Here is a 20,631-nt window from a genome sequence, read left to right as displayed (position 1 = left end):
AAAATGTTCAGATCGTTATCGCTCCACCATCCAAATATCGCATAGGTCATATTTTCAACTCCATACGAAACCTTAAAGGTAGCAATAGCTCCCTCAGGTATCCGGTGGTATGTTGGCTTGGATACCGTTTCAGCTATATTTTCATCCAACAACTTTTGTTTGGTGTTAAAGAATAATTGCTCCGTGAGCTTTTTGCCTTTATCCGAATTAACAATCCTAGCCGTAAGAAAATTGGAGGTGATCGGGGGCTTGAATTCATAGACGACGCCTGTCCAGAAACTGTCCGCGTAAGAAAAAATATAATCATATCTGTTGCCCCCGGGAACAGATGAACGACTAACGTAAGCGTCAACTAAAAGTAAGCTATCGCTGGAGCATATTAACGGCGGGGCAGCCAAGGCCTTATTAGCCAAAATCAGCACCAAAAATACGAAGCAAAGAGGAAGCTTAATAGATATGTATTTCATGATTAACGCTCCATCTTCAGCAATAAAAATCGACGCCACAACAACAACCCCTGCATCAAAGTGACGATCCAGACTGACCAGAACATCCATTGACGAGCGTCGGCCGTGGCGCCCTGCCACGCCCAAAAAACCGCGCTGAATATTGTTAGGTAAATAACACCATTAACGATTTGAATTCCGGTCATTGGAAAAACGGTGAAGATTTTGGTTGTGAGGTTCGACGCTCCAGTTCTTTTTGCGTCGTTTGCAAACTACTCCAGTTACCCGCGAAGGCGATCCAGATCACCACAGTTGCCAGCCCACCACTTGTCACCTTTCGTTTCAACCACAGAGTTTTAATCAAGTCTTTTGAACCCATCGCAGAGACGGTAACCCCGAGAGTCCCTCCAATCGTCGCCACATTGTTGTGGAAGGTTTCGTCTGCAATCAATTCTTCCGTGGTTAGTGACCACAAACCCCACTGAGGATTTACCATTGTGTCCAAAACCCTCGCCATTAATAGTCCTTGGAGTTGCCTGCTTGGTAGCGATTTGATCAGAGCCATAGCTTCTCGGCGCTGAACTTGATCCAAATGACGATATAAAATCGTTGCACAGATTGCTTCAATAGCCTGATCGCCACCGTCCTCAATGACAGAGGAAGGAATTCTCAGTATTTTGCCAAGCTCTCGGCTCTGACCTTTTGAGTTCTTGGGGAGGTGATAAGGAAGGTTGGATACAGCGGGTTTCAATGCCATGAGAAAGGTCCTTTTCGTTTATTTCGACGTCACTGTCGATTCGGTGGCCATAATGTTAATCGGCACAGGCTCCCTTTACAAACTGGGCGTGGCAAACATGAAGGATCACGCCAGGGCTTAAACATAGTGCCAAGCGGCGCCCTAGTGTTCCGTTTGGTTAATTCGTTAACCTACTAAGCCACTGAGGAAATTGACGACAAGGCGCAGTTTGTCAGCCGTGTCCCATAGAGTTTGTTCGAACGTTCAGGTGTTCTTTTTGGCCGGCGATTGCTTGGTGATATACTGCCTTCGGGATCAGGTCGTGGATATTCAGAGTGGTCGCAGTGTAAATGAAAACATAGCAGGAGATGGCATTTTTGGCGTGGGAGCAGCAATAAGAGTGCATCGGCATATCTGGCTTGTGGGCCATTCCCGAGCCTTTATTAACGTATTATTCCCAAGCCGTCCAAAACCACCAGCGCAATCATGGTCATACCTGAAGCGGTAAAAAGCCAATAAAAAACAGCGGCTAATAGTCTGTCAAACGGAGTAGTGTTTTGACGCAAGGACTCAGAATTCGCGTATAACGCAGACAAGGGGCTGCTTTCCAGTTTTTTGCTCCACGACCTGGGAATGGCCAATGCCTGAGCGACATTGAGAATATCCCAACCGCTAGCAAACTCGACACCAAGCGCATTTTTAGTATCTGGATACTTTCTTAACTTCCTAACGGTAACTTGCCCAAAAACCACATAGAGTATGAGAGCAAACAGCATACCTCCCATACTGCAGCCGAAAAGAATACTTTCGACATTCATAGTGTTGACATCCAGTTCATTATGCCGTCGTACACGCCACCACTCTTTTCTTTTGTGTATGCATTAGTTCCCATTGACACTGCGGCGGCTGTGCCGGCAACGGCTAGTCCTCCGACAATAAGGCCAACCCAGCCAATGGGTGTGGCCACCATCAAAATGCCTAAAGCTGCAGTGCCCGCATTTACTGCTAACACGCCTGACCCGGCGCTCAACGCAAAACTGCTCGACTCTATAAATAGATCCCGTTCCCAGTTGCCTCCAGCCTGATAGCTGTTATGAATGTTGCCCACACGACTACCAAAATCGATAACGGCAAGCCCGTTACCCAGGAACTTGGCCTGCCGGCTAAGCTTGACAAGGTTGTTTGCCTGAATCTGGCTAGTCACGTTGAGCTTCGCCGCATTGCGGCTGCTTCGGGCAATATTGGTGGCCCGTTCAGCACTGGTCAGTGGGGTACCGCGACGGGCTCTCACGCGCGCGTTCACCACTTTCAGCTCATTGCGAAACTGACTTTGCATTTTTTTAAAGGCTGCATGCGCCGTCTGCTTGAAGGCCGCTCTCTTGGGAGATCTGGCCTTCACCGCGTGACGATATTCCATCAACGCTGCCTGATAGTTCTTCACGGCACCAGCGAAGCCACCTATGCGATGGGCATAGACGCTGGTTGAAGCCCCCATCATGCCAATGTTGTACTCTTTGAGCCCGGCGTTGATTTCAGCCAGAGCCACAACATTGTCACTACCAAAGGACAAAGAGAGATTGGTCAGATTTCTCGCTACGTGCGCTGGGGCAAGCTGGCCAAGAACTCCCCGGCCTGCACCGGCATGGTCATCATCAATGAGGTAAGGCGTATTGGGGGTCGCCAACGCAGGGGCTTCACAGCTCAAAGCGGATAGTTGATCAAGATTGATACCGCAGTGATTTTGGAGGGCTTGAGCATTCAATGGCCGGTTACAGAGAAGAATCTCACTCACTTCAAAGTCCTTTTTTCGTTTATATCGACATCATTGTCGAACGGGTGCGGCTGAACTTTAATCGGTAAGGTCGTTCCTGGCAAGGCAGCCAATCCACTCTGCGACACCCTCACAGGCGCCCTTTCGAATCACATGGGCTCGGGAGACGCCTGCGGTCTCGCCCGGATCGATTACGGTAACCGGCACCCCGGCACCTACCAGGTCGACAAGCCCGGCGGCTGGGTAGACCTGTAGGGAGGTGCCGACTATCAGCAGAAGGTCTGCGGCTGGCACTATGTCAGCCGCAACTTCGATCATCGGTACTTCTTCGCCGAACCAAACCACATGGGGACGAAGTTGGGTGCCGAATTCGCAGTGCTCGCCCAGTTCAATTGGCCGGTAACCGATGTCATAGATGTGGTCGGCCCATTTTGAGCTGCGTGCTTTGGTCAACTCGCCATGCAGATGAATCACCTCACTGGAGCCTGCGCGCTCATGCAGGTCGTCTACATTCTGGGTAATGATGGTCACCCGATGGCTTTGTTCCAGTGTCGCCAGGGCTCGGTGCGCACTGTTAGGCTGGACGGTTTTCAGTTGACTTCGGCGCTCATTGTAAAACCTCAGCACCAGCTCGGGATTGCGGGCGAAAGCGGCCGGAGTGGCGACGTCGTATACACTGTGTTTTTCCCACAAACCGCCATTGTCCCGAAACGTGGACAGGCCGCTTTCGGCGCTGATGCCGGCGCCTGTTAGGACAACGATGTGGTCTTTCATGATCACCTGACTTTTTTCAATTCAGTCCACTGTGGTACGGCTACCCGGAGCTTGGTCAAAACCACAGGCCGGTATGAAGCTCCCGCCGACGCTGGACGTTCAGCCCCTGGCTTTCCAGAATACTGACCAGTTTTGCCGAATCGTCAATGTTCAGAAAATTCGCCAGCGCCACTTCGGTATCACGATGGATTAACGTCAGTTTCTGTGGCACCCAGGGATGTTTGGGCGAATCGATATAAACCCGGGTGAAGCGTTTAGGCATGTCCCACTCGATTTCTTTGCGGTAGCGGCCTTTTTCAAGGTGCAGGGTGTCTGCCGAGATTGAGAGCACTTCCTGTTGCTGGCATTTCCGAGCCGTGTAATACAGCGCCGCGCCTAATGCGGTCAGTTCCAGCCCCGCAAACGGCACCACCACCCACGCCCCGGCCCATATCATACCCACGACCACGGTCAGAGAGACGGCGCACAGCGCCAGCCAAACTTTGATTGCGGCACGCCAACTGATCGACCGATTGGGGGTCAGCAGCAGGCGGACGCCGTCGTTACACTGAAGGTGCTTAACCATGGCAACCATCCTTTCAAGATGCCTGCGCTAAGGAGTCTCTGAACCTTAATGGCCTTGGCGCACTTTCAATTTACGCGCCACTGACGATTCTGTCTCTCTGCGAACAGCGACCTTCAGTCCCTCGGGTGCACGACCCCGGTCAGTCAAAAATCTTACCGGGGTTAATCACACGGTTGGGGTCGAATACCTGTTTGATCGCTCGCATGTAGGCGATTTCATCGGCACTGCGGGTGTAGTGCAGGTAATCTTTTTTGGTCAAGCCAACACCGTGTTCGGCGGACACGCTGCCCTGGTAGCGTTCAACGATCTCGAACACCCACTTGTTAACCTGTTTGCACTTTTCAAAGAAATCTTCTTTGGCCATGCTTTCTGGTTTCAGAATATTGAGGTGCAGGTTGCCGTCGCCAATGTGGCCGAACCAGATGATCTCAAAATCGGGATAGTGCTCGGTGACCACCGCATCAATTTCACGCAGGAAAGGCGGTACTTTCGACACGACAACAGAGATGTCGTTTTTATAAGGCGTGCGTGGCGCGATGGATTCAGAAATCCGTTCGCGCAATTGCCAGAGATTCTGCGCCTGAGTTTCGCTCTGGCTGATAACGCCATCCAGCACCCATTCGCTCTCAACGCACTGTTCAAACAGCGCCAAAGCCTCTTCCATCACCTGTTCGGAAACCGCTTCAAACTCCAGCAATGCGTAATAAGGCGCCTCCGTTTCGAACGGAGCCTGCACTGCACCATGGGCCAGTACGTGCTGCATGGCCTGATGGGAGAAGAATTCGTAGGCGGTCAGGTCAATCTGCTTTTGAAAGGCCTGCAAAACATCCATGGTATTGGTGATGTCATTCAAACCCAGCACCAGCACGGTTAGGTTGTCGGGTTTGCGTGACAACTTCATGGTGGCTTCGGTAATAAAGCCCAGCGTGCCCTCGGCACCGATAAACAGGTGGCGCAGATCGTACCCGGTGTTGTTCTTGGCCAGGGCTTTGTTCAACTCCAGAATATCGCCCCGACCGGTAACGACTTTCAGCCCAACCACCCAATCCCGGCTCATGCCGTATCGAATGACTTTGATACCACCCGCATTGGTGGACAAATTACCACCCAGTTGGCTGGAACCGGCTGAAGCGAAATCCACCGGGTAATACAAGCCATTGTCTTCTGCGAAATTCTGTAATTGCTCGGTAATCACGCCGGCCTGGCAGACGACCGTGCGGTCGCTGGCGCTGAAATCGAGGATCCGGTTCATGTAATCAAACGCCACTACGACCTCGCCATTGGCCGCCACTGCGCCAGCACTCAGGCCGGTGCGGCCGCCGGATGGCACCAGCGCCACGTGGTGTTCATTGGCAAATCGGACCAGCGCCTGTACCTGCTCGGTGGTTTTGGGAAACACAATGGCGAGCGGCTTGGGTGGGTAGATCTTGGTCCAGTCTTTTCCGAAGGTGTCCAGGTCGGCGGGATCGGTCAATACTTTGCCATCATCTACCAGGGTTTTCAGCGCGGCAATGATCTGTTCGGCGGTCATGGGGCGTCCGGTCTCTGAGGGGTTTCGCGGCACATCACCTGGCTGACTTGATTCAGGTGATCTGGCGCACTGTCAATTGGTGCGTTTATGGTATCATACCGCCCCTGTTCTGCGAGCCTGCCCGTGGCCTGGACCACTGAAAGGCAGAATTTGCAGGTCATCCCAATGTCACATGACGCGACGAAAGGTCTGGAAGCAAGCCCATGTCAACGAAGTCTCTCGAAAAGAGCAAGATCAGGATCCTGCTGCTTGAAGGCGTGCATCAATCCGCTATTGATACGCTGAACGCCGCCGGCTACACCAACATCGAATACTTGACACACTCGCTGTCGGAAGAAGATCTGATCGAAAAGATCGCCGATGCGCATTTTGTCGGTCTTCGTTCGAGAACCCAACTGACGAAAGCAGTGTTCGACGCTGCCAAGAAGCTGGTTGCCGTCGGCTGTTTCTGTATCGGCACGAATCAGGTCGACTTGCAGGCCGCCACTCGTCGCGGCATCGCTGTTTTCAATGCGCCGTTCTCCAATACCCGCAGTGTCGCGGAACTGGTGCTGGCGCAGGCCATCCTGCTGTTGCGCGGCGTACCGGAAAAAAGCGCAAAGGCCCACCGTGGCGAGTGGCTCAAGTCCGCCAAGGACAGCTATGAAATTCGCGGCAAGAAACTGGGCATTATCGGCTATGGCAACATCGGCACCCAATTCAGTGTGCTGGCCGAGTCCCTGGGCATGGATGTTTACTTCTATGACGTGGTGTCCAAACTCTCCATCGGTAACGCCACGCAGGTCGGTACCCTGCAGGAGTTGCTGAACATTGCAGACGTCGTCAGCCTGCACGTTCCTGAAACCGCGTCGACCCGTTATATGTTCGGCGCTGATCAGTTTGCCCAGATGAAGCCGGGCAGCATTTTAATGAACGCCTCGCGTGGCACCGTTGTCGATATCGATGCCCTTGCCCGTGCACTGAAGAGCGGCAAGCTACTGGGCGCAGCCATTGACGTCTTCCCTGTTGAGCCGAAGTCCAACAAGGAAGAGTTTGTGTCACCCCTGCGGGAGTTCGACAATGTAATTCTGACGCCACACGTCGGTGGTTCCACCATCGAAGCTCAGGAAAATATTGGTCGTGAAGTGGCGGAAAAGCTCGCCATGTACAGTGACAATGGCACCTCGGTGTCTTCGGTCAATTTCCCTGAGGTGGCACTGCCGTCTCACCCAGACCAACACCGTTTGCTGCACATTCACGAGAACATTCCAGGCGTGATGTCCGAGATCAACCGCGTGTTCTCGGATAACGGCATCAACATCTGCGGTCAATACCTGCAAACCAAGGAAGACATTGGTTATGTGGTGATGGATGTCGACAAAGCTTACGGCGAACTGGCGCTTGAGACGCTCAAGTCCGTCAAGGGCACGATTCGGTGTCGAGTGCTGTTTTAAAGTCGCTCAGACAGACGCTGAAAGAAACAGCCTCCCTCGGGAGGCTTTTTTTTTGCCTCATCGCGCCTTGGCGTAACACAAGGCTACCTTAAGTGGACGGCCAACCTCATCGTCGAGTGGGTTTTGTAGCTGATTCAGCGTCGGAGGACTCGCCAGGGCCGGTCTGGCCACTGTCTTCGCGAAGGCCTTTGTTGGCCCGTGCACCCCGACCTTACCCCGATGTAACCCGGACAACACCGCTTTTACCTTGAGATGCCGCCGATTCATCCCAACATTCTCTGTGTACACAGGTCAGATGTTCGCCAGACAAAGCGGCGGACGCGACCCCAATCAGGAAAAAAGGAGATCTCTATGTCGATCAAGGATTCGCTGACCAAAAAGCTGGAAACACAAACCGACTACTGGAACAAAAGGGTAGAGAGCCTGAGGGCCGATGCGAATGAGCGAATCGCCAAAGCCAAGGACGACCGGGCTGAGTCAAAAATTCGACAAGACGTTTCCGATCAGGTCGATCGTCTCGAGCAACAGATCGACGAAGCGCGCACCAAGATGACCGAACTCCGCGACGCCAGTAATGACAAACTGGACGATCTGAAAAAGCGAATAGACAGCTGGCTGTCCCACTAAGCGTTTTAAATCGGGCAATTCGCCCGCAATAAAAAGCCCCCGGCTGCTGATACAGCCGGGGGCTTTTTTTGTGAGGTCGACTGCACCTCAGCTCAGTACAGGGTTACCAGCTCATTGCTGGCTCACCTGAGTCTCCGCTTACATAGGAACCAGAGTCAGCTCAACACGACGGTTCTGTTCACGCCCGCTGGAGGTATCGTTAGACGCAATCGGGTAACGTGGGCCATAACCCACTGCCCGCGTACGACTGGATGCAATGCCCTGGTTGAGCAGGAAGTCGCGAACCGAGGAAGCGCGCTGTTCACTCAATAGCTGGTTATAGCTCTGGGAACCTGTGCTGTCAGTATGACCTTCGATCTGGATGATGGTCTTATCATACTCACTCAGCACCAGTCCCACCGATTCCAGCACGCCGGTAAAGGAAGGTTTGATGCTGGACTGGTTAACATCAAACGTGATGTTGCCCGGCATGATCAACTCAATCTGATCGCCATTCCGGACCACCCGCACGCCGGTCCCTTCCAGCTGGCGGCGTAACTGTGCTTCCTGTTTGTCCATATAATAGCCAATACCACCACCGACGGCGGCACCGGATGCAGCGCCGATCAGTGCCCCTTTGCCACGGTCACTCTTGCTTGAAGTGGCCGCGCCTATTGCCGCGCCACCCAGAGCACCAATGATACTGCCTTTCGTGGCGTTAGAGGTCTTTTCTTCACCCGTGTATGGATCGTAGGTCATACAACCACTCAGTCCGAACAGGACCAATGAAACCACTACCATTGTTTTCTTCACAGCGTACTCCTAAATGCCAACGTTCATGAATCATCAGCAGGCCTTTGAAACAGCACCCGCATCATCGTTAAAGGTATCAATTATAGTATTGAACACCGTAGCCTGCAGATCTTGTGCTTCATTCACAAGATGATGACGACCATCAGGTATTTTAAGCTCCGTCACCAGAGAGAATTTATTCCTCAGAATGCGCAGATTGTGCTGCCAGTCAACCGTCATGTCCTTTTCACCCTGCACCACCGTGACCGGAAAATCGACCGGCCTTGCGGATTCAATGTGCGGCACCCATTGCCGCAGCGCACTCACCCAGTCCACATGAACCGCGCGCGCTTGCAACGGGTCAGTGTCTTTGAGAAACCGCAAAAAGCGGCCATTCCCGCTGTTGGCTGAAAACATTCGACGCCAGCGACTCATAAAAGGCTTTGCCAGACTGTGTAACACTTTGGCGCCCAACCAACCTGCCGGCCGAACCAGCGGTGCCAACAAAACCACCCGCCGAAAGGCGGATGTTTCCTGGTTGTGGTGATTGGACAACAGGTAGTCGATCAGGACCCCACCGCCCGTGCTTTGACCTACGGCATACCATGGCGCCTTAATATTGCCTTTCACTGACGTCATCACATCCGTCAGTACGGCCTGGTACTCGACAAAACTGCCGATCGACGCCGGTGTCCCGCTCGAAAGTCCATGCCCCGGTTGATCATAGGCCAAAACGTCAAAGCCTGCGCCCAGGCAGCGATCAATTAACTGACTGTACAGACCGACATGATCAAAATAGCCATGCAGGATAAACACCGTGCCTTTGGTTTCGGGCATTCGATAATAATGCACCACAACCCGGTGCCCGCCCGCATCAAGGCTGCCCTGATGGTAGTCAACTTCCGGATGCTCTACCCAAAGATCAAGACCATAAAACCGGCAATAGTCTTCTGCCTCCGGCCCCATGGGTTGCTTGGCTTTGGGTTCGAACGAACACACCTGTGCGATCAGGGATGCCCGATCCCATCCGGGAATGTCTATGGTATCCGTTTTCCAGTACACGTAGAGTTAAACGCCTGTCATAAACGAAGTCGGTTCCGAGGCACGCCTGAAGTGGCTACGGCCCAAGCTCTTTGCCCGTTAGCATACCAGCAGTGCGGCAGTGGGTGTATCTCTGCCGCACGAAGATATACTGATAGCGCGCTCCAAATGGCCGTGGCGAAGACCACCGGCACGTGGTCAAAAGGCTCCGGTCCGATGGCTCAGGGTCTTTGCATAATGAAGCCGGGCACTAAACGCTCGTACGATGGAGACAACAATGATCCAGACCCTTCTGGAAGCTGGCCTGCGTAAAACACTGCAACGCGTCGTAAAGCCAATGCTTAACGCCCGCATGAGCGTTCCGATTCAGCGTGTGCTGATCCGGCAGGTCTACCATACGTCCACGCCACCCAAAGGGTGCCGTTTTCAGCGAGCCAATGTAGGTGGGGTTTCATCAACACTGGTCAGCCACCGCGACTGCAACCCAGTCACCAAGTCGGCCGTGCTATACCTGCACGGCGGCGCCTACATAATTGGCTCGTCCAAAACGCATCGGGGCATCGCCGGCCATCTCGCGATGGCGAGCAGGAGCACACTTGTTGTGCCCGACTACCGTCTGGCGCCCGAGCACCCTTTTCCCGCAGCGCTGGAAGACGCAACAGCCTGCTATCAGGCACTGCTGGAAGAAGGCTATCTGCCGACACAAATCGCCCTCGCAGGGGACTCCGCCGGCGGGGGCCTGGTTTTGGCCCTTGCCATGCGTTTAAGGGATGCGGGATTACCATTGCCCGGATCGCTGACGGTGTTTTCGCCTTGGACGGATCTCACTCACACCGCGCTCTACGAGCCGGAATGCGAGCCGGTGCTGCAAAAGGCCTGGATCGATAAGGCGGCAGCACTCTATTGCGCCAGCTATTCGAAGACTATGCCGTACATCTCGCCGATTTATGGAGATCTCCAAGGCCTGCCACCGCTGCTGATTCAAGTTGGCAGTCAAGAGATCCTGTTAAACGATGCGCAACGCCTGGCCGACCGTGCACGAGAGTACGATGTGGACACAAAGCTGGAGATCTATAACAGCCTTTGGCATGTCTTTCAGGTTCATGCCGGCCAGTTGGATCGGGCGACCGAAGCCCTGGCTACCGCAGGCGCCCATATCAAGACACATTGGGCGGCCACACCAACGCCCGGAGGCGGCGAATGATGTATAAGTGACCTCAGGGCCGCACGGGGCAGTCGATGTCAGGCAACACTTCCGCCCCCGTTACCAGTGCTTCCTTCCTCACACGGGGCCATTGCTTGATCTGCCATTCGAGTTTGGCGGCCTTTTTCCGGTCACCCGCTGGCGCTGAAAACGCCAGCGTTAATGGGCCTTTTCCCCGCAAACTTCGGGCGCCTCGGGGCGCACCTGCCTGGTGTTCAGCAAAACGACGCGCTACATCGGTGGTAATGCCGGTATACAAAGCGCCCCGCGCGGTACGCACCAGATAAACCGACCAGTCACTCATGGGCGGCCTGAGCGGTTAATGGTATTTTTGCACCGCGCTGCTGCCACCAAAGCCCGGCCACAATAAGCGCCAGCCCCGTGTACGTTGAGATCAATATCACTTCGCCCAGAATGAAGTAAATAAACACCAGAGACAGAAACGGTGAGATAAAAATCAGATTACTGACCCGTGAGGTATTTTCCGCCCGTTTCATCGCGTAGGACCACAGCACAAAGGCAATGCCCATTTCAAAGACGCCCACATACAACGCTCCAGCTACCCCTTGTAGCGCATGGAATTCAAACCCGTCGGTCAGTCCACAGGCTAGGGCGATAAATGGCAAGCCACACAAGAAATTCAAAAACAGGCCAACCACAGGGTCGCGGCTGTCCCGAGTAGCAATGATCCAGTACGACGCCCAAACCAGCGTACTGCCCAACGCCAGTGCCACCCCGACGGGGTCCGAAAACGTCAATGACAGCACGGCTCCACGAGTTGCGATTACCACCACGCCGCTGTAGCAAATCAGGCCAGCCACAATGTCGCTGGGCCTTAGCCGCTGCCCCAGAAACGGCACGGACAGATACGCCAGCACCAATGCCCAAGTGTAATTAATGGGCTGCGCCTCCTGCGCTGGCAAGCGGTCAAAGGCTCCAAACAGCAGGAAGTAATACAGACAGGGATTGACCAACCCCATGCCCAACGATTGCAGGTACTGGCCCCGGCTCAACGTCAGAACCGATCGCATCCGCCCTTGCACCAGTAACACGATCGCCAGCACCAACACCGACGCTGTGCAAGCGATGAACAGCAACTGCACCGGGGACAGTTCCTGCAGCGACAACTTGAATGCGGTTGCCACCGTCGACCAGAGTAAAACAGCGCCCAATCCGAACGCCATGGCGTGGGTCTGGTTTTTCATCACAATCCTCATGAATAGGCGTCATCATCCAACCAGCCCCCGGCCGGACCACACATGTCGCCAAGATATCGGAGAAAACAGGGGGTCTGCAAAATACCATGAGTCCCATTCATGTTAACGAAACTTCATCGCTCGGTAATTCATCGTGCTGACCATAGTGCTAATTTAGCGTCGCCAAAACAACGGCGGCGCATCGACCGGAGATCAGACCGGATGATGGAACGCAAACTGGCGAATCGAATACTCAAAAAGCACGTTCTTACCAAGGTTGAGGGGCGTTTTATGAAAATCTTTCTAGTAGCTATCACGGTTCTGACCAGTATGTTGGCGATGACACCCGCCATGGCCGATGACAGTAAGCCGGCCATCAGCCCTAGCGAAGGCTTTGACCAGCCCGTGCAGGCGAATGCACAGGCCACCGATTTTGCCGATACCAAACTGAAGCAGTTTGGCGAGGCCCAAGCCAATATTGATGGCGTGCGGCGTCAATACCTGTCCAAAATTGAAGCCAGCGAATCCAAGAAAAAAGCCCAAAAACTTCAAGTTGAAGCCAACGAAAAGATGGTGGGCATCATCAAAGCAACGGGCCTCGACATCCCCACTTACAACGCCATCGCCAGCGCTTATCACAATGAGCCTGGGATTCGTAAGCGGGTTGATGAACTGATGTAATCTCAATTGTCCGCATAAAAAACCCCGCTCCGGCGGGGTTTTTTTATGGCTATGGGCTGCAACCGGTAAATTGCCCGACCAACGTCTATGGGCACCCGCCTTCAAGAACCGTAGACTATGGCCTCGGTAAACACTGCGCAACCAGCCCTCGCCCTCTCTTGGCAGCCTGGGTTTGAGTTAAAACCGCGTGCTGGAATAGATGGAAAACAAGGAGATAACCATGACACCCTCACATTTTTGGTCGGCCAGCCTGATTTTGGCATGCTTGCTGGCTCTCGGCGGGTGCTCCGACAGTCAGGACGGCAGTCAAAAAGCGGGAACCACTGAAGGGGGTGAAGGAGGCGACCCGGTGAGCGCCAACATCGAGCCTGTTACCTGGCGGTTTGCCCTGGAGGAAATTGAAGGCAGTGTTCAGGATGTCTATGCACAGGAATTCAAGCGTCAAATTGAAGACCTGTCCGATGAACACATCACCATTGAAATTTACCCCTACGGTTCGCTGGGCACCTCACCGCAGCTGACCGAACTGCTTCAGGACGGTTCGATTGACCTGGCGTTTGCGTCACCCGGACATTTGGCTTCCGTGATTCCTGAGGTGGGTATTTTTTCGCTGCATTTTGTGCTCTCGGACAACAATAACGTGAATAAATCGGTACTTTCCAGCCGGCGCGTGCAAGACCTTTTCGCCAAGCCCTATGCCGACCAGAATCTCAAGCTGCTGGCAATCGTGCCGGAAGGCTGGATGGCCTGGACCGGTAACAAGCCATTGCGGGCACCGCAGGACTTCATTGGTTTCAGAATGCGGACCATGGTTTCCCCGATTGCGACCGAGTCCTACAGGGCCTATGGGGCCACGCCTTCTCCCATGCCCTATTCCGAGGTCTACAATGGGTTGCAACTGCGACAGATTGATGGCCAGGTAAATCCGATATTCGCAATTGAAGAGATGGATTTTTACGAAGTTCAGGAGGTCATGACGCTGGCCAACCATGCGCAATTCGTTTCCACATTGGTGACCAACCGGCAATGGTATCAAACACTGACGGCGCCCCAGCGCCAGTGGCTGGACAAAGCCCGGGATAACCTGACTGACTTCATTTACGCCAAACAGGCCGAGTTCAACAGCGAGCGACTAGACACAATCACCGAGAACAGTGATATGCAGATTATCAGGCTGACTCGGGAAGAGCGCGAAGCATTCCTGGAGGCCAGTTTGGGGGTGCGTGACTTCTACGTTAAACGTACCGGCCCACGGGGGCAGCAGATTCTGACCACCATCACCACCATGATTGACGCCGCTGAGGCCCAGCATTCCGGAGACTAGCAGCGATGCTGGCGCTCTGGCAGCACTGAGCGAGTCCAGCTCAATGGATACGATGCGGCTGTCGAAGACGGCGACCACGTCGCCGTTGAGATCGAGCAGCAGTAACCGCTTACCTTCAATAGCGAACCGATCGGCGGCATCCAGGGCCTTAAAAAATCCCGTTTCGAGCCCCCCCCGTTTTGGACACATCATTCGAGTAGCCGCCAGTGGACCGATATCCAGGTGGTCCCGGCGCCTGTGGTAATCCCCGACAAAACGGTTGCACCCACCCAGACCATTGACGCGGCCACCGCCATCAAAGCGCAAAAAGATATCCCTGTCCCCCTCGGCGCTGGTCACAACCTGTTCTCCCAGTCGTGTGAGTACCCAGTTGTGGTATTCCAGTGTCGCCTGCGGGCAGCGATCCGGCACTTTGGTGAAAGCACGATGAAAGGTAGTGACAATCAGATGCGGCCGCAGACCATCCGGCCCCTGACGCAAAGCCAGGTGGCCAGTGACATCCGCGCCCATCCGAGCCGGCACCAGTAATCCGGCCGCCTGCCAGGCGGCGGCCAACGCCCGGTAATCCTGCTCCACAGCCACCGACAAGTCACGTCGAATGTCCGGAATATAAGCCACCGGGGCACCGGCCGGCGCCGTGAAACAGATCAACTGAGGCCCGTCCTGCTCGCTCAGGTCAAGCATGGCCATCGCCTGTCGCTCGCGTTCCGGGATCGTCTCTGGCGGCGCTTCAACGGATGACGCGCAACCGCTCGCCAGCACCACAGCAGAAAACAGCCCAGTCAAACCCTTCAATATGCTCCTGTTACGCACTCGCGTTCCCCACCTGTCCTGTCTGCATACCCGCCAGTTCACCCGATGCCACAAACGACACGTGCCGCCGATTGCCGCACCAAACACGGCGCAACCGCGACCGTCCGGAGTTCTCCGACCGACCCGGGCAATTTATTCGGGCACCAACCAATCAAGCTGGTGCGTGGCATTTAGTCGGTCGGCAGTGCCTGCCTCCGACATCATGGCACGGAAGCGCTCTTCAAACCCCCACGGGGGATTGATCACCAGCATTCCCGACCCGGACATACCGCGATCGGGCGTTTCCGCCAGCGTCAGCTCACTGCGCAATACCTTGGTGACCTCGCTGGCGGTAAGGGCACTGAACAACCGGTGATGATCCTGTTTCGGCAGAATCGGGTACCAAACCAGGAAGACACCGTGCCGACACCTCTGCCAGGCTTTAATCACCGTTTCTGCAACGTCCCTGTATTCTGTTTTGATTTCGTACGACGGATCCGTCAACACCAGCAAACGAGGCGCACTGGGTGGCAACGCCTTCAACAAGCCCCGCAAGCCATCCTGGTGACGCACCTGAATCCCCACTGTTGCCGCCCAGTCGCTGAGCTTGCCCGTCTCGGTTGGGTGCAACTCAAACGCGGTGACGGTATCTTGCGGCCGTTTTAGTGCCGCCATCCACGCCGGTGACCCGCCGTAGTGACTCAATGCCGCCCGACTGCCGTTGAAACGCTCAAGCTGCGCCATAAAGGCCTTCCAATCTCCAGACAGCAGTTGCTGGCGGTCGGGCCAAAGTGCCTGAATGCCGCGACGCGCCTCATCGGTCTTCTGGGCCTGATCGCTATCCAGCCGATAAAGCGCGCTGCCTGCGTGGGTATCAAAACAGGCGATAGCGGAATCTTTTGCCTGCATCATCCGCAACGCCAGAAGCAACGCACCGTGTTTCTGGACATCGGCAAAATTACCGGCATGAAAGGCATGGAGATAACTGAGCATGAGCATTTTCCGCTGGCTAAGGTCATAAGCATTGATCGCCCGCCCATTAGGCCCGAACCCCGGAGTTCGGGCAACAGCGCATCCCGTTCGCACAGCACTTGATACGATTCGGTACCGATGACAATCCCCACGACTCACACTCATCTGTTGCAAACCGGAAACCGAACGTTATAAGCGCAAATGATAATCAATAATATTGCTAATCGCTTGCATGGAGCAATCTGACGATGACCACCCGATCATTACTGAAACCTATCCTGATAACGGTCTGCGCATCGACCTTGCTGGGGGCCTGCGGTAACACTCCGGAAGCCACTAGCGGCAACATCGTACGCCAAGACCCAGAGTCGAAATCTGCCGTCGTTGCGCACTTTGCCATGCTCGCGCATGCCAATTACCAGGACACACTTACGACCGCGCAAGCATTGGACAAGACAACCGACGCCCTGATTGCCACACCCACGCCACAAACGCTGACCGCCGCGAAAGAAGCGTGGCTCAATGCCCGTGTGCTCTACCAGCAAACTGAAGTCTTCCGCTTTGGCAACGCCGTGGTCGAAGACTGGGAAGGCCAACTCAACGCCCTGCCGCTGGATGAGGGCTTGATTGATTACATCATCGTGATGGCTATCAGTACGAACTCGGCAACGCTGGTGCCACCGCCAATATAGTCGCGAACACCCAGGTCACCGTCGGCGGCAATCAGGTCGATGTCAGCCTATTGACTCCGCAACGACTCGCAGACTTGAACGAGATTGGCGGGTCCGAAGCCAATGTTGCCACCGGTAACCACGCTGTTGAATTCTTACTTTGGGGACAAGACAGGAACGGTTTTGACGCCGACAATGGCTATCAGACCGCATACGACCTGGCAGTCGACGGCATCAGGCTCCATGAGCTGAGGCTGCACCCGGACGGCGAAACACTGGTCGTCGCCCTGGGTGGGATCAAAACCCACCCGGACTATGACCGCGTCAAACTCAATCTGGACACCATGGCGCCGGCGCTGCTGTTGATGAATCGAAAAACGGGGGCCATTCAAGCACGTTTCACACCCTCCCACCATCCGCTCAGCTGTCGCCACCTGGATGTCGGCCCGGACGGCACCGTGATGGCCAGTTACCAATACCAAGGGCCGAAATGGGACACGCCAACCTTGATCGTCCACCTCAACACCACCACCGGTGAGTTCAGTGAGCTGGCCCTGAACGCCGACCAACGCGTCGGATTGAGGCACTACACCGCCAGCATTGCCATCCATCCAGAGCAGCCCGTCGCCGCCATCACCGCACCCTGAGGACATCGGGTTCTGTTGATCAACACGGGATCCGGCGAGCTAATGCAAACCATTGCCATTCCCGATGCTGCCAGTGTCATTGCCAAGGCCGGTCGCGGTTTTCTGGTGACCTCGGGCTCGGGCGGCGTGTTCCACATCGACGCCAGTCGCTCCAACTCCGTCGTTGTGTCCCGTCAGAGCTTGCGCTGGGACAACCATTTGAGCTCGATTGTGGTCTGAGGTAATCCATCACCCGCTGTCGAAGGCTGGAACGGGCTGCTATCATCGCGGCTTGTTTGCCAGCCAACCGGGGAGGTTGCTCTTGCCCAGTGAACGTCGCGATGCGACAGACAAACTGTACGCGTTGATTGCCAATGAAGAGGACGCTCGGGCCTGCAAGGACATTTCCGATAGTGCCTGCCGCGATGTCCCGAAAAATTTCTTTCTGATTCTCGCCAGCCTGGTACTTACCAAACTCGGCGACCTGTTGGTCAGCCCCAAAACCGTACTGGCCTGGCTTCTGACCACCATTGGGGCGCCGGGGCTGGTGGCGTGGCTGGTCCCCATCCGGGAATCCGGCTCGCTGGTCCCGCAAATGGCGATTGGTGCCTGGGTCCGACGCAAACCGGTGCGCAAATGGTTCTGGGTATCTGGCAGCCTGGGGCAGGCCGGCAGTGTTGCCGCGATGGCAGCCAGTGTCTGGTTACTCGAGGGCATGACTGCCGGCTATGCCGTCATCGCCTCACTGGTGACGTTTTCGCTGGCTCGGGGTTTTTGCTCCGTGTCCATGAAGGACGTACAGGGCAAGTGTGTGCCCAAATCCCGTCGCGGCCGTTTGGGCGGTCTGGCCACCACTCTGGGAGGCAGCGCAACCGTCGTCCTGACCGTGCTGTTATTCTGGGAACGTGGCGAGCCGTCGGAACTGTTCTATATCCTGCTGCTGTTGCTGGCAGCGGGGCTTTGGGTACTCGCCGGCCTGATATTCGCGTCCGTTGACGAAGTGGAAGGCGAGACAGGTGGCGGTGGCAATGCCTTGCGGGAAGCGTTCAGTCATATGGCACTGCTGCAAGATGACAAACCCTTTCGACACTTTGTGATCACCCGGGCACTACTGCTCTGCTCGGCTCTGGCATCACCCTATTTTGTGGTCTTGGCGCAGCAACAGAACGACAGCGGTTGGTTATTGGGCGTGTTCCTGCTGGCCAGCAGCTTGGCGAGCTCCATTAGTGCCAGTTTCTGGGGCTGGATGGCCGATCGCTCCAGCCGACAGGTGATGATTCGTGGCGCCGCCATTGCCAGCTCAGTCTGTCTGGTGGTTGGCCTGACCAGCCTGGCGACCACCAGCAGCCTGATTCCCTCGTGGCTCTATCCATTGGCCTTCTTTGCCCTCAGCATTGCGCACGCGGGCGTACGTCTGGGGCGAAAAACGTACTTGGTTGATATGGCTGACGGCAACAAGCGGACCGACTACACGGCCGTCAGTAACACGGTGATCGGCCTGTTACTGCTGGTCGCAGGTGGTTTAAGCGCCCTTGCCTCACTGATTTCAAGCGCTGCTGTCATTGTGATGCTGGGCATGATGGGGCTCATCGGCACCGTTAGCGCTATGGCATTGAAAGAGGTGGAGTAGATTTGTATCCAGATCCGGCGTCGGCAGGCGGGCCGGGCACTCCGCGTGTTGGCTAAAAAAACACCGCATCATGCCCAAAATTCAATCGTATTTAACATATATATACAGTTAATATACAGACATCAGAATTCAGATCTACAGACTATAGAGTTCTGAGACCGATGCGGACACAAGCTATGAAACGTTTCGCTTTCGCTGTTGCTTTTGTCGTTACGGCGCTGTCAATGGTGAGTTGGGTTGGCGCGAGCTATTACCCAAACCCAAAGGAACTCAGTGGCCAGAGGATTCCACACTTACCCGCTGCATCATTGATCACTCCCTTAAGCGATAGGCGAGCAAGGACACGTTGAAATGAACTCAATTGATCCTGTTCAGTTTCGATCTAACCGATTTATTGAAACACGACGAGGCTGGGTCATCCGCACCCGGGAACAAACCGATATCGGGCCTTACATCGATCGGGAATCGGCGGAATCGGCCTTGCACCGCTATATTGCATCCGCGCCCAAACGGTCGCCAAGACCGAACACCGCCACCGTGTATTACGGCATCGAAATTCACGATGCCGTCAACTGCCACAAAATCAACTGCGCCATCTGCCTGGAAGCGCAGGAAGCCGCTAACGAAGCACGGTCTCGCATACTATCGTAAGCGGTGCCGGCAGAGTAAAGCGCAAACACATCAAGCGTCTTCGGGCGCTTTACCGTCATTGAGCGCCAGCGCGCCCTTCACGATGCGGTAGATAATCCAGATCGCGATGCCGAGCAGAATGAACCAGCCGACGATAATGAAGGTGGTCACTACCCCGATAACGGTCCACAACAGCCCGATCCAGAACGTGCGAATCTGCCACCGAAAATGCGGCTCAATCCAACTGCCCCTGACATCCTCCATTTTTACATAGTTGATGATCACCCCAACCAGTCCGCTGATGCCACCCAGAAAAAAAGACAGCGCCTGCAGAATGTAAACGGTTACGGCCAGGTTGCGGGCTGCATCCGAGCGGCGGGTGATTGGATCCGGATTAGCCGGACGGAATTCTGGGTCTGCCAAAACTGCCTCCTTTCATACAATGTTCGATACAACAGGTGTTCGATACAACAGGTGATCGATACAACAGCAGCTCAGTAAGTAGCAATCATCTGCCAGTAACGGCACCACTGTACAACCTAATGACTCTTATTATAGAGGAGGAATTGGCGGTAACGGCAGCTATTACGACACCGCAATGCCATTTACGATCAGGTGCACGGCGATTGAGAGCATCATCAACGATATCGCACCATCGATGACGCGCCAGGCAATCGGTCGGCTCAGTACCGGTGCCAACGCGGCGCCGCCCCAGGCCAGCATCACGAACCAAAGCACCGAAGCACTGGTGGCACCGGCAACAAACACCATGGGATCGGATTGCTGGACCCCGATCGAGGGAATGAGCAGCAGCGTATCCAGGTACACCTGGGGATTGAGCAGCGTCACTGCGAGCGTGGTCAAAATGACGGCGCCCAGGCTGCGCTTGGACTCATCATCAACGGTCAGCGCTGAGCGCCCCTGCACCGCCCGGCGAAACGCCGTAAACGACAGCCAAAGCAAAAATACCACGCCGGCCCAACGCAATACTTCCAGCGCTGACGGCACCGCAAGCAAGGCCGCACTGACCCCGAGCATGCCGATGGTAAACAGGAGGGCGTCACTGCTCATACAAAGCACGGCCGACCACCAGTGATGCTCGCGACGAAACGCCTGCCCCAATAAGTAGGCGTTCTGAGCACCAATGGCGATGATGATCCCACCGCACACCACCAGACCCGTCAGGTAACTTTGTAACATCACAACCTCC

General features: G+C 55.0%; 22 protein-coding genes and 2 pseudogenes. 9 read left to right on the top strand and 15 right to left on the bottom strand.

Features of this window, described 5'->3' with window-relative positions:
• From GRX64_RS13590 to GRX64_RS13560, 7 genes are all read right to left on the bottom strand, one after another.
• The coding region (locus GRX64_RS13590; protein ID WP_166268151.1) for a hypothetical protein at window positions 1–557 on the bottom strand (557 nt) is incomplete at its 3' end.
• A gap of 91 nt (window positions 558–648) precedes the next feature.
• Window positions 649–1,203, bottom strand: coding sequence for a hypothetical protein (locus GRX64_RS13585; protein ID WP_166268149.1), 555 nt, complete (start codon window positions 1,201–1,203; stop codon window positions 649–651).
• 422 nt (window positions 1,204–1,625) lie between these two features.
• On the bottom strand, window positions 1,626–2,000 hold the full coding sequence (locus GRX64_RS13580) for a hypothetical protein (RefSeq protein WP_166268147.1): 375 nt from the start codon (window positions 1,998–2,000) through the stop codon (window positions 1,626–1,628).
• Window positions 1,997–2,974 carry a hypothetical protein gene (locus tag GRX64_RS13575; protein ID WP_166268145.1) on the bottom strand — a complete coding sequence of 326 codons (978 nt, stop codon included), beginning with the start codon at window positions 2,972–2,974 and terminating at the stop codon, window positions 1,997–1,999. The genes GRX64_RS13580 and GRX64_RS13575 overlap by 4 nt, the downstream gene beginning before the upstream one ends.
• 57 nt (window positions 2,975–3,031) lie before the next feature.
• The gene (locus GRX64_RS13570) at window positions 3,032–3,727 is read right to left on the bottom strand and encodes an SIR2 family NAD-dependent protein deacylase (protein WP_166268143.1); all 696 of its coding nucleotides are present in this window, start codon (window positions 3,725–3,727) and stop codon (window positions 3,032–3,034) included.
• A gap of 55 nt (window positions 3,728–3,782) precedes the next feature.
• A complete protein-coding gene (locus tag GRX64_RS13565) occupies window positions 3,783–4,292 on the bottom strand; it encodes a DUF2244 domain-containing protein (RefSeq protein ID WP_166268141.1) in 510 nt (169 codons plus the stop codon).
• 139 nt (window positions 4,293–4,431) lie between these two features.
• A complete protein-coding gene (locus tag GRX64_RS13560; RefSeq protein ID WP_166268139.1) occupies window positions 4,432–5,823 on the bottom strand; it encodes an FAD-binding oxidoreductase in 1,392 nt (463 codons plus the stop codon).
• Window positions 5,824–6,026: 203 nt separating this feature from the next.
• Here GRX64_RS13560 and serA point away from each other — a divergent pair, with 203 nt between their 5' ends.
• Entirely contained in the window at window positions 6,027–7,256 is a 1,230-nt protein-coding gene (serA, locus tag GRX64_RS13555) for a phosphoglycerate dehydrogenase (protein WP_166268137.1), read from the top strand.
• Window positions 7,257–7,607: 351 nt separating this feature from the next.
• A complete protein-coding gene (locus tag GRX64_RS13550) occupies window positions 7,608–7,883 on the top strand; it encodes a hypothetical protein (protein WP_166268135.1) in 276 nt (91 codons plus the stop codon).
• A gap of 138 nt (window positions 7,884–8,021) precedes the next feature.
• Here GRX64_RS13550 and GRX64_RS13545 read toward each other — a convergent pair whose 3' ends face one another.
• Complete coding sequence (locus tag GRX64_RS13545) at window positions 8,022–8,663, bottom strand: YiaD family glycine zipper/OmpA-like lipoprotein (RefSeq protein WP_427901661.1); 642 nt, start codon at window positions 8,661–8,663, stop codon at window positions 8,022–8,024.
• 45 nt (window positions 8,664–8,708) lie between these two features.
• Window positions 8,709–9,716, bottom strand: coding sequence for an alpha/beta hydrolase (locus GRX64_RS13540; RefSeq protein ID WP_166268132.1), 1,008 nt, complete (start codon window positions 9,714–9,716; stop codon window positions 8,709–8,711).
• Window positions 9,717–9,972: 256 nt separating this feature from the next.
• Here GRX64_RS13540 and GRX64_RS13535 point away from each other — a divergent pair, with 256 nt between their 5' ends.
• Window positions 9,973–10,899 carry an alpha/beta hydrolase gene (locus GRX64_RS13535; protein WP_166268130.1) on the top strand — a complete coding sequence of 309 codons (927 nt, stop codon included), beginning with the start codon at window positions 9,973–9,975 and terminating at the stop codon, window positions 10,897–10,899.
• A 13-nt stretch (window positions 10,900–10,912) separates the two neighbouring features.
• Here GRX64_RS13535 and GRX64_RS13530 read toward each other — a convergent pair whose 3' ends face one another.
• Entirely contained in the window at window positions 10,913–11,203 is a 291-nt protein-coding gene (locus tag GRX64_RS13530; RefSeq protein ID WP_166268128.1) for a GIY-YIG nuclease family protein, read from the bottom strand.
• Window positions 11,196–12,104, bottom strand: a complete 909-nt coding sequence (locus GRX64_RS13525; protein ID WP_166268126.1) for a DMT family transporter — start codon at window positions 12,102–12,104, stop codon at window positions 11,196–11,198. The genes GRX64_RS13530 and GRX64_RS13525 overlap by 8 nt, the downstream gene beginning before the upstream one ends.
• A gap of 213 nt (window positions 12,105–12,317) precedes the next feature.
• Here GRX64_RS13525 and GRX64_RS13520 point away from each other — a divergent pair, with 213 nt between their 5' ends.
• Both GRX64_RS13520 and GRX64_RS13515 read left to right on the top strand, forming a co-directional pair.
• Complete coding sequence (locus GRX64_RS13520; RefSeq protein ID WP_166268124.1) at window positions 12,318–12,776, top strand: DUF4168 domain-containing protein; 459 nt, start codon at window positions 12,318–12,320, stop codon at window positions 12,774–12,776.
• Between the two features lie 220 nt (window positions 12,777–12,996).
• Window positions 12,997–14,100 (top strand): TRAP transporter substrate-binding protein, encoded by a 1,104-nt coding sequence (locus tag GRX64_RS13515; RefSeq protein WP_166268122.1) that lies wholly within the window; start codon window positions 12,997–12,999, stop codon window positions 14,098–14,100.
• A gap of 75 nt (window positions 14,101–14,175) precedes the next feature.
• Here the strand turns inward: GRX64_RS13515 and GRX64_RS19625 are convergent.
• Both GRX64_RS19625 and GRX64_RS13505 read right to left on the bottom strand, forming a co-directional pair.
• Window positions 14,176–14,610 (bottom strand): annotated as a pseudogene (locus GRX64_RS19625) (META domain-containing protein); the annotation flags it as partial.
• A gap of 435 nt (window positions 14,611–15,045) precedes the next feature.
• On the bottom strand, window positions 15,046–15,885 hold the full coding sequence (locus GRX64_RS13505) for a 23S rRNA (adenine(2030)-N(6))-methyltransferase RlmJ (RefSeq protein ID WP_166268118.1): 840 nt from the start codon (window positions 15,883–15,885) through the stop codon (window positions 15,046–15,048).
• A 227-nt stretch (window positions 15,886–16,112) separates the two neighbouring features.
• Here GRX64_RS13505 and GRX64_RS19620 point away from each other — a divergent pair, with 227 nt between their 5' ends.
• The 4 genes and pseudogenes from GRX64_RS19620 (at window position 16,113) to GRX64_RS13485 (ending at window position 19,442) form a co-directional block, all read left to right on the top strand.
• Complete coding sequence (locus GRX64_RS19620) at window positions 16,113–16,556, top strand: imelysin family protein (RefSeq protein ID WP_427901660.1); 444 nt, start codon at window positions 16,113–16,115, stop codon at window positions 16,554–16,556.
• Window positions 16,557–16,606: 50 nt separating this feature from the next.
• Window positions 16,607–17,401: pseudogene (locus tag GRX64_RS19615) on the top strand (DUF1513 domain-containing protein).
• An 82-nt stretch (window positions 17,402–17,483) separates the two neighbouring features.
• Entirely contained in the window at window positions 17,484–18,791 is a 1,308-nt protein-coding gene (locus GRX64_RS13490; protein ID WP_166268114.1) for an MFS transporter, read from the top strand.
• 351 nt (window positions 18,792–19,142) lie between these two features.
• On the top strand, window positions 19,143–19,442 hold the full coding sequence (locus tag GRX64_RS13485) for a DUF6316 family protein (protein ID WP_166268112.1): 300 nt from the start codon (window positions 19,143–19,145) through the stop codon (window positions 19,440–19,442).
• Window positions 19,443–19,472: 30 nt separating this feature from the next.
• Here the strand turns inward: GRX64_RS13485 and GRX64_RS13480 are convergent, their stop codons facing one another.
• Both GRX64_RS13480 and GRX64_RS13475 read right to left on the bottom strand, forming a co-directional pair.
• A complete protein-coding gene (locus GRX64_RS13480) occupies window positions 19,473–19,844 on the bottom strand; it encodes a DUF4870 family protein (RefSeq protein WP_166268110.1) in 372 nt (123 codons plus the stop codon).
• Between the two features lie 162 nt (window positions 19,845–20,006).
• A complete protein-coding gene (locus tag GRX64_RS13475; RefSeq protein WP_166268108.1) occupies window positions 20,007–20,621 on the bottom strand; it encodes a LysE/ArgO family amino acid transporter in 615 nt (204 codons plus the stop codon).
• Window positions 20,622–20,631 lie beyond the last annotated feature (10 nt).

The sequence above is a fragment of the Marinobacter caseinilyticus genome, from assembly GCF_011074955.1.
In the GTDB taxonomy this organism is placed as follows: domain Bacteria; phylum Pseudomonadota; class Gammaproteobacteria; order Pseudomonadales; family Oleiphilaceae; genus Marinobacter; species Marinobacter caseinilyticus.
This window is presented reverse-complemented; position numbering and strand designations above follow the sequence as displayed.

Excerpts from the sequence above, each read along its gene's own strand:
- serA (WP_166268137.1), top strand. The coding sequence starts at position 6,027 with ATGTCAACGAAGTCTCTCGAAAAGAGCAAGATCAGGATCCTGCTGCTT.
- GRX64_RS13520 (WP_166268124.1), top strand. The coding sequence starts at position 12,318 with ATGATGGAACGCAAACTGGCGAATCGAATACTCAAAAAGCACGTTCTT.
- GRX64_RS13505 (WP_166268118.1), bottom strand. The coding sequence starts at position 15,885 with ATGCTCAGTTATCTCCATGCCTTTCATGCCGGTAATTTTGCCGATGTC.
- GRX64_RS13580 (WP_166268147.1), bottom strand. The coding sequence starts at position 2,000 with ATGAATGTCGAAAGTATTCTTTTCGGCTGCAGTATGGGAGGTATGCTG.
- GRX64_RS13550 (WP_166268135.1), top strand. The coding sequence starts at position 7,608 with ATGTCGATCAAGGATTCGCTGACCAAAAAGCTGGAAACACAAACCGAC.
- GRX64_RS13530 (WP_166268128.1), bottom strand. The coding sequence starts at position 11,203 with ATGAGTGACTGGTCGGTTTATCTGGTGCGTACCGCGCGGGGCGCTTTG.
- GRX64_RS13485 (WP_166268112.1), top strand. The coding sequence starts at position 19,143 with ATGAACTCAATTGATCCTGTTCAGTTTCGATCTAACCGATTTATTGAA.
- GRX64_RS19620 (WP_427901660.1), top strand. The coding sequence starts at position 16,113 with ATGACCACCCGATCATTACTGAAACCTATCCTGATAACGGTCTGCGCA.
- GRX64_RS13535 (WP_166268130.1), top strand. The coding sequence starts at position 9,973 with ATGATCCAGACCCTTCTGGAAGCTGGCCTGCGTAAAACACTGCAACGC.
- GRX64_RS13585 (WP_166268149.1), bottom strand. The coding sequence starts at position 1,203 with ATGGCATTGAAACCCGCTGTATCCAACCTTCCTTATCACCTCCCCAAG.
- GRX64_RS13565 (WP_166268141.1), bottom strand. The coding sequence starts at position 4,292 with ATGGTTAAGCACCTTCAGTGTAACGACGGCGTCCGCCTGCTGCTGACC.
- GRX64_RS13545 (WP_427901661.1), bottom strand. The coding sequence starts at position 8,663 with ATGGTAGTGGTTTCATTGGTCCTGTTCGGACTGAGTGGTTGTATGACC.
- GRX64_RS13525 (WP_166268126.1), bottom strand. The coding sequence starts at position 12,104 with ATGAAAAACCAGACCCACGCCATGGCGTTCGGATTGGGCGCTGTTTTA.
- GRX64_RS13475 (WP_166268108.1), bottom strand. The coding sequence starts at position 20,621 with ATGTTACAAAGTTACCTGACGGGTCTGGTGGTGTGCGGTGGGATCATC.
- GRX64_RS13560 (WP_166268139.1), bottom strand. The coding sequence starts at position 5,823 with ATGACCGCCGAACAGATCATTGCCGCGCTGAAAACCCTGGTAGATGAT.
- GRX64_RS13515 (WP_166268122.1), top strand. The coding sequence starts at position 12,997 with ATGACACCCTCACATTTTTGGTCGGCCAGCCTGATTTTGGCATGCTTG.
- GRX64_RS13570 (WP_166268143.1), bottom strand. The coding sequence starts at position 3,727 with ATGAAAGACCACATCGTTGTCCTAACAGGCGCCGGCATCAGCGCCGAA.